This is a genomic window from Klebsiella sp. 4_1_44FAA (genome assembly GCF_000238715.1).
Taxonomy (GTDB): domain Bacteria; phylum Pseudomonadota; class Gammaproteobacteria; order Enterobacterales; family Enterobacteriaceae; genus Klebsiella; species Klebsiella pneumoniae.
In genome coordinates this window covers 265,666-282,759 of sequence record NZ_JH414798.1, presented here as the reverse complement: position 1 = coordinate 282,759, position 17,094 = coordinate 265,666, and the positions used below count along the sequence as shown (strand labels likewise).

The window sequence follows — 17,094 nt, the reverse complement described above, 5'->3', positions numbered from 1 at the left end:
AATGATTAAGCCATTGCTTGCTTGTACAGTTCAATAATTCGATCTGCAGATCCCACTTCTCTGAGTCTATGATTTTCGATCCAGATGACTCTATCGCAGATTTTTTCAACGTCACTCATATTGTGGCTAACAAAGAGTATCGTCACGCCTCTTTTCTTAAAATCTCTGATGGTCTGAATACATTTAGCCTGAAAAGCGATATCACCTACTGCCAGAACTTCATCAATAATTAAAATATCCGGTTCAACCTGACTGATGACCGAAAAACCTAACTTAGCGAGCATTCCGCTTGAATATACTCTGATGGGCTCGTCGATGAATTCTCCAAGTTCCGAAAATTCAATAATACGTTCCATACGTTGCTGGACCTCTTTACGCCTAAGGCCCAGCAGAGTAGCATTCAGGTAAATATTCTCACGCCCGGTAAGTTCCGGATGAAAGCCTCCGCCGAGTTCAAGCATCGATGCCACCCGTCCTTCAGTGGTGACGGTTCCCTTAGTTGGCTTAATCACGCCGGCAACCAGACCAAGAGAGGTACTCTTTCCTGCCCCATTACGTCCAATCAAGGCAACAGCCTCACCTTTGCCAACTGTAAAGGATACGTCTTCGATAGCTAAATATTTCCGCCCCTTCAGCAACTGAAAAGCGCGTTTCGGATGGAAAATTAAATCTTTGATTCCTGAGCCAATATGATGGTACAGAGGATACTCTTTTGTAACATGACTGAAGTTAATAACTGGGTGCATTACAAGATCTCTGCAAATCGATATTTTAATTTATTGAAAATAGACAAACCGACAACCGTCAAAATGATTCCCGTAAAATAGAGTATAGAAATATACTCATAATTAAGAGTCCCATTCATGAATAAATCACGCCAACTAAGAATCATACTCGCTAGCGGATTGTAGGTAATTATCCAGCTAAATTTTTCCGGAATCATATCAGACGCATATAAAATCGGCGTACAATAAAACATCAGCATAATCCCCAGACTGACAAAGCGCTCCAGGTCACGGAAAAACAGGTTCAGCGTTGAAAAGATGATTGAAACACCAAAGGTGAAAATCACCTGGCCAATAGCAATGAGAGGTATACCCCAAACCCAGGACAAGGACGGCGTCATGCCATAAACAAAAAGAAAGACAACAATAACCGGGATGGTGCAAAGAAAATGCAACCCTTCCATCATCACATTACTTAGCGGAATCACGGACCGGGGAAAAACTGTCTTCTTGATAATTTGAGCGTTAGCGATGAATGAAAATAATGAGTTAGTGGCCGAACTGGCAAACCATTGCCACGGAAACAAGCCGGTAATGAGGAAAACTGTATAATTTGGAATTTGTACTCTCATTACCAGCTTAAATATAAAATAATAAATCATGGCAAAAAGCAATGGATTTGCTACTGACCATAAATAGCCTAGCATGCTGCTCTTATAGCGCACTTTTAGATCTTTATTTGTTATCACAACAAGTAAATCAAATAAATACCCTAAATTGTACTTCATCTTTATACTCATAAATTATTCTGCAAATATCCACTGAATGAGTTAGTCATACCAGGTCTACCTCGCCGATCCTGTCAGGCTCAACAATCGAGAAACTGACTGCTTTGTGCTGCGGGCAAAGTTTATCAGGTCAGCTGCCATTCATCGACTGCAACCAATGATTTGAACGGAAGCGCAAGCGACACCCCAGCCATAAACGATAAAAACCCTTTTAATTCAATAAATTAAAAAATCACCTTATGTTTTCTTCCACGCTACCGCCATTGGCTATCGCAACCAAAATGCGTGATCCACCGAGTTTTTAGCACTCACATCCGTTCAAACCGCACTGCAGATGGCATTACTGTTTAGTACAGCCAAGCATCTCGTTACCTTAGCTACAAAAAGGCTTTACTCTGGCGTTTCCCTTCTCCGTTAGCTATCAGGACTTTCTCATTTCCGCAAGCAGCATGCCTGGCGTAGCACTCCCCTCGCCTGCTCATCACGCCCTTACATGCAAAAGAACCATCTAAGGACAGCATGAAATTCTGAAATAATTTCTTGCATATTAATAACAACTTTTGGTGATGATTTATCAAGCAATACCTAAGTCTGCTAAATAGAACGGCAGCGTATTATAACTCTGCAAGTAAGGAATTAAAGTAAAAATCCGGTGCATGGCTTTTTCAATGTAAAAATGGACACACTTTAGACGATATCATGGCATTATCGCTAAATGAGCTCTCGGCAAACAAACACACCGGGCAAACTAAAGTAACCATCTTTACTCTACGAGGCCAGACCGCGTCTAAACCTCGTAATACTCGATAAAACCGAAGCAAACACCCAACCCATTGTTTATACTCGCTTTTATAGTGATTTTCATCTTCTGAATGGCTTAATACCTTTCGCGAATGATAATTAATTACATGACATTTACTCTCAGACGCCGCTGTTTACAGTTACTTGCATATCTTGTCATGGCAAAGCAAGTGATCCCAACCGCAAGCCAGTGTAAAATCGGCACTTATGTAGAACGGGATATCCACACCCCGGAGGAAAATATGAAGTTTTTGGTCACTGGTGCCGCAGGTTTTATCGGCTTCCATATCGCGCAGCGCCTGTTGAATGAAGGGCATGATGTTGTCGGAATCGACAACATGAACGACTATTATGACGTCAGCCTGAAGCAGGCCCGTCTGGATCGCCTGGCTTCTCCGGCATTCCATTTCCAGCAGCTGGATCTGGCCGACCGTGAAGGTATGGCAAAGCTGTTCGCCACAGAGCAATTTGATCGCGTGATCCACCTGGCCGCCCAGGCCGGCGTGCGCTACTCGCTGGAAAACCCGTATGCCTACGCAGACGCTAACCTGATGGGGTACCTGAACATTCTGGAAGGCTGCCGTCATACCAAGGTGAAACACCTGGTGTACGCCTCCTCCAGCTCGGTTTACGGCCTCAACCGTAAAATGCCGTTCTCCACCGAAGATTCCGTCGATCATCCGGTCTCCCTGTATGCTGCCACCAAGAAAGCTAATGAGCTGATGGCGCACACCTATTCCCACCTGTACGGCATCCCGACCACCGGGCTGCGCTTCTTTACAGTGTATGGTCCGTGGGGTCGCCCGGATATGGCGCTGTTCAAGTTCACGAAAGCGATGCTGGAAGGAAAAAGTATCGACGTTTACAACTACGGCAAAATGAAGCGCGACTTCACCTATATCGACGACATCGTCGAGGCGGTGGTTCGGGTGCAGGATGTGATCCCGCAGGCCAATGCCGACTGGACCGTTGAGAGCGGTTCGCCGGCCACCAGTTCCGCGCCGTATCGGGTCTATAACATTGGCAACAGCTCGCCAGTGGAACTGATGGACTACATCACCGCTCTGGAAGAGGCGCTGGGGATGGAAGCGAAGAAGAATATGATGCCGATCCAGCCGGGCGATGTGCTGGACACCAGCGCAGACACCCAACCGCTATATGACCTGGTGGGTTTCAAGCCGCAGACGTCAGTGAAGGAAGGCGTGAAGAACTTCGTGGAATGGTACAAGGATTACTATCAGATCTAATCCCACTGCCCTGCCGCAATCGTCAGGTTGCGGCAACTTCTTGCAGCTACTCTGCATACCCTTACGTTATGTGAATCAACTGCAGCTGCATTACGTTATATATAATATTTTATGCTATAGCGTATTTTTTTACCCTTTAGTTGGCCTAACTGAAACCAGTTTCATCCAGCCTTTGTTAAAAAAGCAAATCTCCACATGCCACAGTACTGCACTTCGGCTGTATCCATGCCGTTTCCAATCGAAAAAGTAGCATGAAATACTGAGTAATAAAAAACATTACACTCTGTAGGAATTTTCCTAAATCCAGGATATGTTAGAGCAAGCCATGCTACAGAACAAAACTGGCGCATTGCTTATCAACCTAATAATTTAATCAACATACGCTATGTGGTAGATATTATGGAAAACCTATTTTTCTTAGTGGTGGCTGCCATACTACTTGCTATTTCCGTTTATTTTTTAATTTCTTATTTAAAAGACAGAAAAAAACGAAACTGACGTTTAATAAACGCAAGTGGTAAGGCTGGCTTCATATTACAATGACATTAAGATAATATTAAGAGATAAAATAACTTTATGACAGAATGACTATTCATTCTGTGATTTGCCATGGCATAAAGGCATGAGAAAAGCACTCTTGGCTGGCCATGCTCATCATTTTCCCTGCACACAGAAATAACAAAAGCCTGCGTTGCAGGCTTTGTTTTACCTCCCGGCGCTTATCTCCGGCATCTACATCACAGTGACGGTAGCTCTTCACAAGGTAAGTTTAACTTATCGGACCTGTTCTGCGCCCGCAACGGGTTTCGTACAAGATCGTAATGTCCATCACAATTTATTGAGGTTAATCTGAATGTGTGAGAAATACGCGTAGTGAGGGATATAGCGGGGAGATAAAGAAGAACACTGGCGGCAGGGAACCGCCAGTGTCAGACAGGCAGAATTAATCGTTACCAAACAGATCGCGGGTGTAGACCTTATCCGCCACATCCGCTAGCTCTTCCGCCATACGGTTGGAAATGATCACATCCGCCTCTTGTTTGAAGGCATCCAGGTCGCGCACGACGCGGGAGTTGAAGAACTCATCTTCCTGCATCACCGGCTCATAGATAATGACCGGAATACCTTTCGCCTTGATGCGCTTCATGATGCCCTGAATAGAAGAGGCGCGGAAGTTGTCCGAACCACTCTTCATGATCAGGCGATACACACCCACCACTTTCGGCTTACGAGCGAGAATAGAATCCGCGATAAAGTCTTTACGGGTACGGTTAGCATCGACGATAGCCGCGATGATATTGTTCGGGACCGATTCGTAGTTCGCCAGCAGCTGCTTGGTATCTTTCGGCAGGCAGTAGCCGCCGTAGCCAAAGGACGGGTTGTTATAATGGTTGCCGATACGCGGATCCAGGCATACCCCTTCGATAATCTGCTTGCTGTTCAGCCCCTGGCTTTCAGCATAGCTGTCGAGCTCGTTGAAATAGGCAACGCGCAGCGCCAGATAGGTGTTAGCGAACAGTTTGATCGCTTCCGCTTCGGTGGAGTCGGTAAACAGGGTTGGGATATCCTGCTTGATCGCGCCTTCTTTCAGCAGATCAGCAAAACGTTCGGCACGCGCAGAGCGCTCACCGATGACAATACGCGACGGGTGCAGGTTGTCGTACAGCGCACGTCCTTCACGCAGGAACTCAGGAGAGAAAATAACATTATCAATCCCTAAACGTTCTTTGATGTCGCGGGTGAACCCCACCGGGATGGTCGATTTAATGATCATCACCGCGTTCGGGTTGATCTCTGTGACATCGCGAATAACCGCTTCCACTGTAGAGGTGTTGAAGTAGTTGGTTTTGGGATCGTAATCGGTCGGCGTCGCAATGATCACGTAGTCGGCATTACGATAGGCGTCGTGCTTGTCCGTGGTGGCACGGAAATTTAACGGTTTTTCTGCCAGATATTCCTGAATCTCTTTATCGACAATCGGAGAGATCTTCTGGTTAAGCATATCCACTTTGGCCTGTACGATATCCAGGGCCACCACTTCGTGGTTTTGCGCAATCAGGATACCGTTCGATAAACCAACATAACCTGTACCGGAAATAGTAATTTTCATTCGATTACACTTTAATCAGTTAACTGGGTAATGGCAGATAGCCACGAATTTTAATAATGCTGTGGGCGGTTTTACGCTTTGACCTGTGAGATGTCAAGAATAAGCCATAAGGTCAAAAATACGATTCAAATCTGACCCTATGGCTTCCGTTATGGCCCATGAATTACTTGAGGAGGGCTAAAATCTCTTCGGTTTTTGCATTCATTAACGCAGTATCCGCTCTGGACTCAACGTTCAGACGCACCACCGGCTCCGTGTTGGACGTGCGCAGGTTAAAGCGCCACTCAGGGTATTCAATACTGATACCGTCCGTTGTGTCGATGTGTGCGGCCGCCGGCTCATACTGCGCCCGGATGCGCGCTATCGCCTCCGCCGCATTTCCCAGCTTGCGGTTGATCTCCCCCGACGCCGGGAACGCCGCCTGGCGGTCCGCCACCAGCGATTTCAGCGAACTGTTCTTCAGGCACAGCAGCTCCGCCACCAGCAGCCACGGGATCATCCCGCTGTCGCAGTAGGCGAAGTCGCGGAAGTAATGGTGTGCGCTCATCTCCCCGCCGTAGATGGCGTCTTCCTGGCGCATCCGCTCCTTGATGAACGCATGCCCCGTCTTCGACATCACCGGCTGGCCGCCGCTGCGGGTCACGATGTCCACCGTGTTCCACGTCAGACGCGGGTCGTGGATGATTTTCGCCCCCGGCTGCTTCTGCAGGAACGCTTCCGCCAGCAGGCCGACAATGTAGTACCCCTCGATAAACAACGCCTCGTCATCGAACAGGAAGCAGCGGTCGAAATCGCCGTCAAAGGCGATCCCCATGTCCGCCTGATGCGCACGCACCGCGTCGGCGGTGTCCTGGCGGCACTCCGGCAGCAGCGGGTTCGGGATACCGTTCGGGAAATGACCGTCCGGCTGGTGATGCACCTTGATAAAGGTCACCGGCGCCCCGGCCGCCGCGAAGCGTTTCTCCACTTCATCAATCACGTGCCCCGCCGCCCCGTTGCCGGAGTTCACCACCAGCTTCAGCGGACGGGTAAAGTTCGCCAGGTCCACGTAGCCCATCAGGTGGTCGACGTACTCCTTCAGCACCGAAATCTGGCGCAGGGTCCCGCGACGCGCCGGGTCCACCGGCGGGAACTGGTTCTCCTCCGCCAGGCGCTGGATATCCCGCAGGCCGGTGTCGCCGCTGATGGGCTTCGCGTTCTCGCGCACCAGCTTCATGCCGTTGTAGTTCATCGGGTTATGGCTCGCCGTCACCTCGATACCGCCGTCCACCCCGAGGTGGAAAGTGGCGAAGTAAATCTCTTCCGTGCCGCTCAGGCCGATATCCAGCACGTCGGTGCCGGCGTCCATCAGCCCGCGGGCCAGCGCCAGCTTCAGCGACTCGCTGGTGAGGCGCACATCGCCCCCCACCACTATCTTCCCGGGTTTCAGAAATTCGCCGTAGGCGCGGCCGATACGGTAGGCGATGTCCTCGTTCAGCTCCTCGCCCAGTTCACCACGGATGTCATAAGCCTTAAAGCATGTTAACTGTGTCATTCTGCGTTTTGTCCCGAAAAAATTAGCAACGACCATACTGGTCTTTAATACGAATAATGTCGTCCTCGCCGAGGTACGACCCCGACTGGATCTCCAGCACTTCCAGCGGAATGCGGCCCGGGTTTTCCAGGCTGTGCTCGGCGCCAATCGGAATAAAGGTGGACTGGTTCTCGGTCAGCAGGAACTGCTTGCCGTTGACCGTCACCTGGCCGGTGCCGGCGAGAATGACCCAGTGCTCGGCGCGGTGGTGGTGCATCTGCATCGAGAAGGCGCCGCCCGGTTTCACGGTGATGCGGTTGACGTTGAAGCGCGGGGTCTGGACCACCACGTCGCAGCGGCCCCAGGGACGGTAAATCTCGCGGTGGCGCTTGTACTCGCTGCGCTGGTTCTGCTTGAGGAACTCGACCGCCTTCTTCACGTCCTGGGAACGCTCGCGGTTCATCACCAGCACGGCGTCCTTGGTGCTGACAATCACCAGGTTCTCCACGCCGATGGCCGCCACCAGCTTCTCGTCGCTGTTGATGTAGCAGTTTTCGCTGTTGTGCACCCACGCGTCGCCGCTGAGGACGTTGCCCTGCTCATCTTTCGGGCTGACCTCCCACAGGGCGGACCAGGAGCCGACGTCGCTCCAGTCGGCATCGAGACCGACCACCACCGCGTCGGCGGTTTTCTCCATCACCGCGTAGTCCACGGACTCGTCCGGGCACTCGCAGAAAATGTCATGCGGAATGCTGATGAAGTCGCTGCCGTTGTCGGCGGCATTGACCGCGGCCTGGCAGGCTTCGAGGATATCCGGGCGGAATTTGGCCAGCTCGGAGAGGTATTTTTTGGCGCGGAACATAAACATGCCGCTGTTCCAGTAGTACTCCCCGGAGGCGAGGTAGGCCTCGGCGCGCTCGCGGTCCGGCTTCTCCACGAAGCGGGCCACCTGGTACGGGGTGTGGGCGCTGTCGGTGAGGGCCACGCCGCGCTGGATGTAGCCGTAGCCGGTTTCCGGGGCGTTCGGCACGATACCGAAGGTGACCAGATGGCCTTCATCGGCATACTGCTCGGCGACGCGGATGGCGTCGTGGAAGACCGGCTGGTTATTGATGATATGGTCGGCGGCGAGGACCAGCATCAGCGGGTCATCGCCGTGACGGGTGGCCTGAAGGGCCGCCAGGGCGATGGCCGGGGCGGTGTTGCGCCCGACCGGCTCAAGAATAATGTTGTTGGACAGCTTGTTGAGCTGGCGCAGCTGTTCGGCCACCAGGAAGCGGTGCTCTTCGTTACAGATGACCATCGGTTCATGGATTTCAAGGCCCGAGAGTCGGGTGATGGTTTCCTGCAGCATGGAGTTCTGCCCGAACAGGCGGAGGAACTGTTTCGGGTAAAGCTCGCGAGACATCGGCCAGAGACGACTGCCGGTACCGCCAGCCATTATCACAGGAAGTAACATATTAATTTCCTTTAATTAAAACCCTGTTATTTAACACCCAGATATATTCTGAGGCCAGAAGTAGCTTATTATAGGTATACAAAAGTATAAATATGGCAAATTCTTAAAAGATACGAATTTGCTTTATTAGAGCTGGATAAATGACGAAGACGTGCAAATAAGATAACTTTGATCAGATTATTGTAGAATAACTAACAATAGCTAACAGTCAGGCCAATTGGCCTGACTGTGGTATATAAAGATTATTCCAACCACTCGGTATGGAATACACCTTCTTTATCAGTGCGCTTATAGGTGTGCGCACCAAAGTAATCACGCTGAGCCTGAATCAGGTTAGCGGGCAGAACTGCGGAACGGTAGCTGTCGTAGTAGGCAATTGCGGCAGAGAACGTCGGTACCGGAATACCATTCTGCACGGCATAAGCCACGACATCACGCAGCGCCTGCTGATAGTCATCAGCGATCTGTTTGAAGTACGGTGCCAGCAGGAGGTTAGCAATGCCAGCGTTTTGCGCATAAGCATCGGTGATCTTCTGCAGGAACTGCGCACGAATGATGCAGCCAGCGCGGAAAATCTTAGCGATCTCTCCGTAGTTCAGATCCCAGTTGTATTCATCAGAAGCAGCACGCAGCTGGGAAAAGCCCTGAGCATAGGAAACGATTTTACCGAGGTACAACGCGCGACGCACTTTTTCGATAAATTCAGCTTTATCACCGGCCGGCTGAGCCTGCGGACCACTCAGCACTTTCGAAGCGGCTACACGCTGGTCTTTAAGCGAAGAGATGTAACGAGCAAATACGGACTCGGTGATCAGAGACAGAGGTTCGCCGAGATCCAGTGAGCTCTGGCTGGTCCACTTACCGGTACCTTTGTTTGCTGCTTCATCAAGAATGACATCAACGAGGTATTTACCCTCTTCATCCTTCTTGGTGAAGATATCTTTGGTAATGTCGATCAGGTAGCTGCTTAGCTCACCTTCATTCCATTCGGTAAAGGTTTTCGCCAGCTCTTCGTTGGATAGTGCAAGACCGCCTTTCAACAGCGCATAAGCTTCGGCAATCAGCTGCATGTCACCATACTCGATGCCGTTATGAACCATCTTCACATAATGGCCAGCACCATCAGCACCGATATAGGTCACACATGGCTCACCATCTTCTGCAACCGCCGCGATCTGTTTCAGAATTGGAGCAACCAGTTCATAGGCTTCTTTCTGGCCACCTGGCATGATGGAAGGCCCTTTCAGAGCCCCCTCTTCACCACCGGATACACCGGTACCGATAAAGTTAAAACCTTCGGCAGAGAGTTCACGGTTACGACGGATAGTGTCCTGGAAGAAGGTGTTGCCGCCATCAATGATGATGTCGCCTTTATCAAGGTAAGGCTTCAGGGAATCGATGGCGCTATCTGTACCAGCCCCGGCCTTCACCATCAACAGGATGCGACGTGGTGTTTCAAGGGATTCAACGAACTCTTGTACTGTGTAGTAAGGGACCAGTTTCTTGCCTGGATTTTCGGCAATCACTTCTTCGGTTTTTTCACGGGAGCGGTTGAAAACGGAGACGGTATAACCACGGCTTTCGATGTTCAGCGCAAGGTTACGCCCCATCACCGCCATACCGACAACCCCGATCTGTTGCTTGGACATTACATACTCCTGTCTGGTGTGGTCACTGCGACATGTTCGCAGCTTAAATGTGATGATAATGTTAGCCCAAAGTACTAAGAGCTCATAGTGAAAATTTGTTAACTAGTGCAAGATATAAATTTTGGACTATAAATGCACAATGCTTATCTTGAGCAGCATCTAATCAATAAGCAGATTTGTTAATAAATCCTTTAAAGACAGTAAGGAATATTATTTTTAGATCTAACCAAATGCTCCAACCTCTGATATATAACAAATCATATTCGATTCTTTTTTCCATTTTTTCTAAAGTATCAGTTTCACCACGCCAGCCATTAATTTGCGCCAACCCAGTAATGCCTGGTTTGACTTTATGGCGAAGCATATAGCCTTGAATTAATGCACGGTATTGTTCATTATGGGCAACAGCATGTGGTCGGGGCCCAACAACTGACATTTGCCCACACCAAACGTTAAAGAACTGAGGTAATTCATCGAGAGAAGTGCTGCGTAAAAATTTACCGACCTTAGTAACACGAATATCATTTTTTGTAGCTTGGACGACATTTTTCGTCGTTTTCCATAACGCGCATGGAACGAAACTTCCAAACGCGGATAGGCTTACCATCCATTCCATATCGTAATTGTCTGAAAAGAACTGGTCCTGGTGAGGAAAACTTAACAGCTACTGAAATTATTAACAACACAGGAGAAATAAGTAACAAAATTACAGTAGAAACTATTATATCCTCAAGTCTCTTGAAAATCATATTAATACCACTAAGAGGGGTGTCAAATAGTGGCACAACAGGCACGCCATTAATTTCTTCTGTTCTAGCTTGCAAAATATTAAAGGTAAAAATATCAGGAATTAACAGAACAGAACATGTTGTATCTGTCAATTGTTGTACGATTTTCTTAATCTTAGCCTCTTCCTGCATATTCATGGCTATATATATTCTATCAATTTTACCATCACGAGCATCAATAATTAATTTGTCGAAGTTACCACAAAAGTTGATATCACTAACGCTCGTCAACGGTTCGCTATTGTAGTAACCTAAAACGATAAAACCCATCCAAGGTTCTTCGGCGAAACTTTTCAGCAGATTAATACCTGCCGGTAAAGAACCTACAACTGCTACGCGACGTGTATTATATCCTAGACGTCTCAGTATACCAGCACCAACACGAATCAATGATCTGCACAATACAAAGCCTATAGTAACTACAATAAACCAAATAGCAGCAACTCTAATATTCAGGTCAAAATCATGGAACAATGAAATAATCCCAAGAGCTAATACATAACTTAGGAACCAGTTCTTCAAAATTAACTTTAGCTCTGCTGATATTTTAACACCACGCCAAGAACGATAGAAATCTGTAATACCGCCGACCATTTGGAAAATGACCAGAACTATAAGTGAAAATAATAAATATCTTATTTCAAAATCCACATTATTCAACAAACATATTGCATATAAACTGGCGAAAATTAGAACTATATCAGAAAATCTTTGAACCATAGATATAAGCGAAGCATTTGCGTTTGCTCGCTGATAATGTATTGTCATTCTAGTTCACTCTTCATTTAATTTCTAATCTAAAAATTAGACTCAAGAATATTTAGTATTGAATTTTTTTTGCAACATTAAACTCCGACCATTTCTCGTCAATATACTTTGAAAAGGTATCTTTAAATATGTCAACGGAAAAGCGCAATGCGTTTTCTCTACAATTTTCGGGGGTTATTTTATCAAATATGTTCTCGAATAAATTAATAGCATCTATTAAAGAGGGAACAGTTTGTTCAGCGAAAAAAACTCCAGTAGGTTTGTTAACACCATAAGGACGAATCGTTTCAAGACTACCACCTTTTCCGAAAGCAATGACGGGAGTTCCACAAGCTTGAGCTTCAACCGGGGTTATACCAAAATCTTCCTCAGCAGCAAACACGAAAGCTTTGGCGTTTTTCATATAATCCCGCATAATTTCATTCGGCTGAAAACCTAAGATCTCAACATTAGTAGTTGCTTTGCTCTTGATTTTCGACATTTCTGAGCCATCACCTATAACAATCAATTTTTTATTAGGCATGGCAGCAAACGCATCTACAATGAGATCAATTCTTTTGTATGGCACAAGACGAGAAGCAGTAACATAATAGTCTTCTTTATTTTCGTTTAATATGAAACGACGCACATCAACAGGAGGATAAATGACGTCAGCATTTCTTCCATATACTTTTTTTATTCGTCTGGCAATAAAATGTGAGTTTGCAATAAAATGATTTACTCCATTTGCAGTGCGATAATCCCATAGCCTTATTTTATGTAATAAATATTTAGCAATTATACCCTTCAGACCTTTATCGAGCTTTGCTTCACGTAAATACTGGTGCTGAAGATCCCAAGCATATCGGATAGGGGAGTGTACATAACTAATATGCATCTGATCAGGGCCTGTTAATACCCCCTTTGCTACAGCATGACTACTTGATAAAACAATATCATATGCTGAAACATCAAGTTGTTCAATGGCTACTGGCATAAGCGGTAAATATTTTTGGTAAGAAGTTTCAGCTTTTGGGAGCCGCTGTATAAACGTAGTGGTTGCTCTTTTGCCTTGAAAGTGCGTTCGCGATTCATCGGATAAAAAGTCAACTACAGAAAACAAGTCCAAATTAGGATACAGATCTATTAATTCTTTTATAACGCGCTCGGCACCAGCATAAGATACTAACCAGTCAGCAGTCAATGCTATTTTAGTTTTGATTTCCATGGATATCACCTTTAATTCTTGAAGAAGTTTATATTGATAATATATTATCAGACTATCTAAAATTTATGTTCTAACTTTAAGAAAGAATAATACTGAAGATTTATGCAAATCAAATATAACTCTATTCTTAAAGAAATAGTTGTATAAAGTCAAAGATATGAATTCAGTTAAAAAAGTGGCTATTGCAGCTCCTACTATCCCATAAAAATAAACTAATGGTACTGATAGCAATACGCTAGTAATTAAAGTGAAGAACATTTTTTTGGACAAAAATGAGTACCCCGAATGTCTGACAATATATCTTGTCGCTACTCCACCTAAACCAGCAACAGTTGTTGACATACAAAGTATGACCAGAGGTATATAAGCATCGGAATATAATGGACCATAAAACCAAAGTAAAAAATAGGGAGCAAATATTAAAGTCCCTATAGTGATAATTAAACCAATAACAAAAATTAATAAATTTAATTTAGCAGAGATAATAAGAGAATCGGCTTCGTTTTTCAAAGAATATATTTTTGTGAAGAAAGAAGAAATAATTGAAGAGTTAACAAACCCCCAAGAATTACCTAAAGCAAGCGCAACAGAATATATCCCAACTTCAGTTTTGCTAGCAAAAAATGAGATAATAAAGAAGGATAGTCTTGTATATAAAGCAACTGAAATATCAGAAATAACAAAATTATACCCTGACTTGAATAAATACTTCACGTATTGAATTTTTTTCCGTTTAGAAAAACCACTCTTTTCTTTATGGAACTAAAAATGCATATTCTAATTACAAAAGGTATGAACCCAGTCAGGATTATGGGAATAGATAGATATACAGGCTCCCAGTCGAGTAAAACGATAAACCATCTAAGCAGTAAACTTATAAATAGCCCTATAACGTTAATACATGTGTTAATTTTGGAATTCAAAGTTGCATCATAATATATAGCCAGCACGTCTAAAGTAGAAAAAAAACATGATATGAATGTAGCAAAAATAAAAATTGAACTGAGATAATCGCTTTTATAGGAGTAGTAAACTAAAACAGGAATTGAAATAACAAAATATAGCAGAACGCGCATATAGAGAGTTGCATTTAAAAGTAAAACCCCTGAGTTTAAATTCTTTGATAATCTTTTAAATATTATTGTCCCCCCCCCATTTGTGCGATAATTTGCACGATTTGGAAAATCGATAAAGATAGAGCAATTTGTCCAAAAAGATTCGGGCCAACATACTTAGCTACGGAAGATGTGACAAAAATCAGTCCAAAAATAGAAATAATTTTCTCAGACATCATCCAAACAGCGTTGAGTGCGATTTTATTAAATCGGAAAATTTTCATAAAATGACCTAGTGAGAAACATTACCATTTTCATTATAATTTAAAAAATATAATTTTAATTATTTTATAGAATTAATATAAAAATCTACTCGTTCAGCAGTTTTTGACCATGTATAATTAGCACAGTTAATATATCCCGCCTCTATTAATAACTCACAAATATTATTATCATTATTATATATTTTCTCTATAGCGTCAGAAATTTCATTCTTATTATATGGATTAACTAAAATAGCTCCATTCCCTGCAATTTCGCACAATGCGGTTGTATTAGATGTTATAACGGGGATACCGCTAGCTTGTGCCTCAATCACTGGAAGCCCAAAACCTTCGTAAAAAGAAACAAATACTAAACCGATTGCAGAACGGTAAATTTTAGGTAATTCATCTTCATGAACAAAACCTGTGAAAACGATTCGATCCTCTAAATTTAATTCAATAATTTTATTAGCAATAAAATCATTCTTTTTACCAGTAAAAACTAATTTTACATTCTTATCAATTCTAGCTTTTTTAAACGCTTCTAATAGGCCTATTTCATTTTTATGCCCCTTACGATTGCTAACACATAAAAAATACTTGAAATCATAACAAGACCTTTCTCCTTCAGGGCGAAATTTATGAGAAACGCCATTGCTAACATTAATCACTTTTTCAGGAGAAATGTTAGCCCACTCTATAATTTTTTTTCTAGAAAACTCGGAGACTGTAAAAACATACTTTGCTTTTTTACATCCTCTTCTAACAATTGTTCTATAAAACAACCGCTTGATTAAACTAGAGTTCTCAGGTCTATCCAAATGATTTAGATCATGTATAGTGAATATATAATTATTTTTTAAAAAAACAGGAGGTATATATCCGGGAAAAAAGAAAACTCCATTCTTTCTAAAAAAAAGTTGAATCGTAGTGCTTAAGCAGTCAAAGGGTGACATAGGCTTACCACGTAGTTTAGCATCTTCATAATTATTAATTTTGTTAATTTCAGAATAAAACGTCCCGATGCCGCCATAATTTTCCCAACGAGAATCAATGTAAATCTTATTCATTATTATTTCCCCCTTTAGCGATTTTCAATTTTAGAAGTTTTTGATTGATTTTTTTCTCAAGCAAAATAGATAATTCTTTTGAGTCGTTAAACAGAACGTTTTCAGGGAGATAGTCACGCATACCATCGGCGTTAGATGCAAGAATATCCATGCCAATACTTATCCCCTCTAACATAACCAATGGTACACCTTCAAAACGAGAAGGAATAATTAATGCATCATCCAGATAAACTTTTTCCCAAGGTTCTGTTTGCCAGCCATGGAATATAAAATGTTTTTCTAAATCACTTGATGACACTAAACTTTGTAATCTCTTTAAATCAGGACCAGTGCCGACAATATCTACAATAATGTATTTACGAGATTCGTTTGATAAACGATTTATTGCTTCAAGTAATATATCGTGGCCTTTTTGTTTAAAATTCACTCGTCCAATAACAGCAATGTGGTATAATTTCTTATTATCTTTAGAATTGTGCAATTTCCTTCGTTCATGAAAAAGCAGAAACATCTCTTACTTTATTTTTTAAAACATAGATATTGCTCGATGGGGAAAAAGCTTTAATTTCATCTTTAAAAATGTCACTTATTGTTAAGTATTCTTTTATACGCCTATAAATAAATGGATAATATAAGTCTCTTAAGAAAGAAAGTTTCTTGCCCATTTTCTTAGCTGTGTGGGCATATGGAATATAAGAAATAAAAGGCAAATTTAACGTATGGGCGGCATTTACATATATTGAACCTAATTCAATATCTCCTTGAACAATTATTATTGAACTATAGCCATCTTGACTTATTTTTTTTAAAAAACGATTTGCTTTATATATCTTATATATATTAAACAGTGCGTGTAAAAACTCAAATCGCCCTTGTTTTATAGGTAAAATAAAATTATTTAACTTGTCATATTGTGATATTTTTTTCTTTAGCGAGACATTATTAGGTTCAATAGCAACAGTTACATTACATCCACTTATAAGTAAAGACTCAATAATACCAATGGTCATTACTTCATGCCCGCCAAATGTATTTGTAGGGAATATAAATAGTGGGTTATTACCAAAAAAGGACTTTAAATCAGAATAAGCAATGTGATATTTAATAGTATTCATAGACATGGAAAAATAACCTTGAGCTATTGATTCGACTCTTGTTCTTTGAGTATATAAACACTACTATATACAATAATAAAAGAAAATAACCAATATGTTGTCATTAAATAAAGTGGTGCAATTGAAACAGATGATATGCAGTACATCGATACGAGACAAAACAACAACATATCTTTTAACACCAATGCTCGCATTATATAATAAAATAATGTAACACCGTATATAATTACACCAGCAGTACCAGCAAAACCCAAAATAGAATATAATCCGCTTTCTACGGCCATTCCACCGATACCACCATAACCAAATAAGAAAAATATAGGATCAGAGAAAATAGATTTAAGCATCAATTCCTTTTGCTGCATTCTTAAATAAAAGGAAGGATCATTCTCGGACGAACTGAAATATAATATAGAATCTATCTTATTATGCAACAGCATTCCGAAATCAGAAAATTGCTCACTATTATTATAAACAACACCAGCACCAACAAATATACAAACAAGAATAACAATGACAATAAATTTTAAACGCAC

General features: G+C 43.3%; 14 protein-coding genes and 2 pseudogenes. 2 read left to right on the top strand and 14 right to left on the bottom strand.

Going from position 1 to position 17,094, the window contains the following annotated elements:
- Window positions 1-5: 5 nt before the first annotated feature.
- Entirely contained in the window at window positions 6-746 is a 741-nt protein-coding gene (gene rfbB, locus HMPREF1024_RS24180) for an O-antigen export ABC transporter ATP-binding protein RfbB (protein WP_002912371.1), read from the bottom strand.
- Window positions 746-1,513 carry an O-antigen export ABC transporter permease RfbA gene (rfbA, locus tag HMPREF1024_RS24185; protein WP_002912373.1) on the bottom strand — a complete coding sequence of 256 codons (768 nt, stop codon included), beginning with the start codon at window positions 1,511-1,513 and terminating at the stop codon, window positions 746-748. The genes rfbB and rfbA overlap by 1 nt, the downstream gene beginning before the upstream one ends.
- A 1,043-nt stretch (window positions 1,514-2,556) precedes the next feature.
- Here rfbA and HMPREF1024_RS24190 point away from each other — a divergent pair.
- Window positions 2,557-3,561 carry an NAD-dependent epimerase gene (locus tag HMPREF1024_RS24190; RefSeq protein WP_009307461.1) on the top strand — a complete coding sequence of 335 codons (1,005 nt, stop codon included), beginning with the start codon at window positions 2,557-2,559 and terminating at the stop codon, window positions 3,559-3,561.
- Window positions 3,562-3,960: 399 nt separating this feature from the next.
- Window positions 3,961-4,082 (top strand): annotated as a pseudogene (locus tag HMPREF1024_RS30360) (small membrane protein).
- Between the two features lie 422 nt (window positions 4,083-4,504).
- Here HMPREF1024_RS30360 and ugd read toward each other — a convergent pair.
- From ugd to HMPREF1024_RS30350, 12 genes and pseudogenes are all read right to left on the bottom strand, one after another.
- Window positions 4,505-5,671 carry a UDP-glucose 6-dehydrogenase gene (gene ugd / locus HMPREF1024_RS24195; RefSeq protein ID WP_000704810.1) on the bottom strand — a complete coding sequence of 389 codons (1,167 nt, stop codon included), beginning with the start codon at window positions 5,669-5,671 and terminating at the stop codon, window positions 4,505-4,507.
- A 163-nt stretch (window positions 5,672-5,834) separates the two neighbouring features.
- Window positions 5,835-7,205: an O9 family phosphomannomutase RfbK gene (rfbK, locus tag HMPREF1024_RS24200; RefSeq protein WP_009307460.1), complete on the bottom strand. Its 1,371-nt coding sequence runs from the start codon at window positions 7,203-7,205 to the stop codon at window positions 5,835-5,837.
- A gap of 22 nt (window positions 7,206-7,227) precedes the next feature.
- A complete protein-coding gene (locus HMPREF1024_RS24205) occupies window positions 7,228-8,643 on the bottom strand; it encodes a mannose-1-phosphate guanylyltransferase/mannose-6-phosphate isomerase (protein ID WP_004180506.1) in 1,416 nt (471 codons plus the stop codon).
- A 242-nt stretch (window positions 8,644-8,885) separates the two neighbouring features.
- Window positions 8,886-10,292 (bottom strand): NADP-dependent phosphogluconate dehydrogenase, encoded by a 1,407-nt coding sequence (gndA, locus tag HMPREF1024_RS24210; protein WP_009307459.1) that lies wholly within the window; start codon window positions 10,290-10,292, stop codon window positions 8,886-8,888.
- A gap of 163 nt (window positions 10,293-10,455) precedes the next feature.
- A pseudogene (gene wcaJ, locus HMPREF1024_RS0125400) lies at window positions 10,456-11,848 on the bottom strand (undecaprenyl-phosphate glucose phosphotransferase).
- Window positions 11,849-11,900: 52 nt separating this feature from the next.
- A complete protein-coding gene (locus HMPREF1024_RS24215) occupies window positions 11,901-13,055 on the bottom strand; it encodes a glycosyltransferase family 4 protein (protein WP_009307457.1) in 1,155 nt (384 codons plus the stop codon).
- Between the two features lie 63 nt (window positions 13,056-13,118).
- Window positions 13,119-13,769: a polysaccharide biosynthesis C-terminal domain-containing protein gene (locus tag HMPREF1024_RS31620; RefSeq protein ID WP_227536962.1), complete on the bottom strand. Its 651-nt coding sequence runs from the start codon at window positions 13,767-13,769 to the stop codon at window positions 13,119-13,121.
- A gap of 424 nt (window positions 13,770-14,193) precedes the next feature.
- Window positions 14,194-14,394 (bottom strand): hypothetical protein, encoded by a 201-nt coding sequence (locus tag HMPREF1024_RS31615; protein ID WP_009307456.1) that lies wholly within the window; start codon window positions 14,392-14,394, stop codon window positions 14,194-14,196.
- A 59-nt stretch (window positions 14,395-14,453) separates the two neighbouring features.
- Window positions 14,454-15,443 (bottom strand): glycosyltransferase family 1 protein, encoded by a 990-nt coding sequence (locus HMPREF1024_RS28145; RefSeq protein ID WP_009307455.1) that lies wholly within the window; start codon window positions 15,441-15,443, stop codon window positions 14,454-14,456.
- The gene (locus tag HMPREF1024_RS28140) at window positions 15,436-15,924 is read right to left on the bottom strand and encodes a glycosyltransferase family 4 protein (protein WP_072000754.1); all 489 of its coding nucleotides are present in this window, start codon (window positions 15,922-15,924) and stop codon (window positions 15,436-15,438) included. The genes HMPREF1024_RS28145 and HMPREF1024_RS28140 overlap by 8 nt, the downstream gene beginning before the upstream one ends.
- Window positions 15,925-15,934: 10 nt before the next feature.
- Window positions 15,935-16,564, bottom strand: coding sequence for a hypothetical protein (locus tag HMPREF1024_RS30355; protein ID WP_009307453.1), 630 nt, complete (start codon window positions 16,562-16,564; stop codon window positions 15,935-15,937).
- Between the two features lie 17 nt (window positions 16,565-16,581).
- Window positions 16,582-17,094, bottom strand: a complete 513-nt coding sequence (locus HMPREF1024_RS30350; RefSeq protein WP_009307452.1) for a hypothetical protein — start codon at window positions 17,092-17,094, stop codon at window positions 16,582-16,584.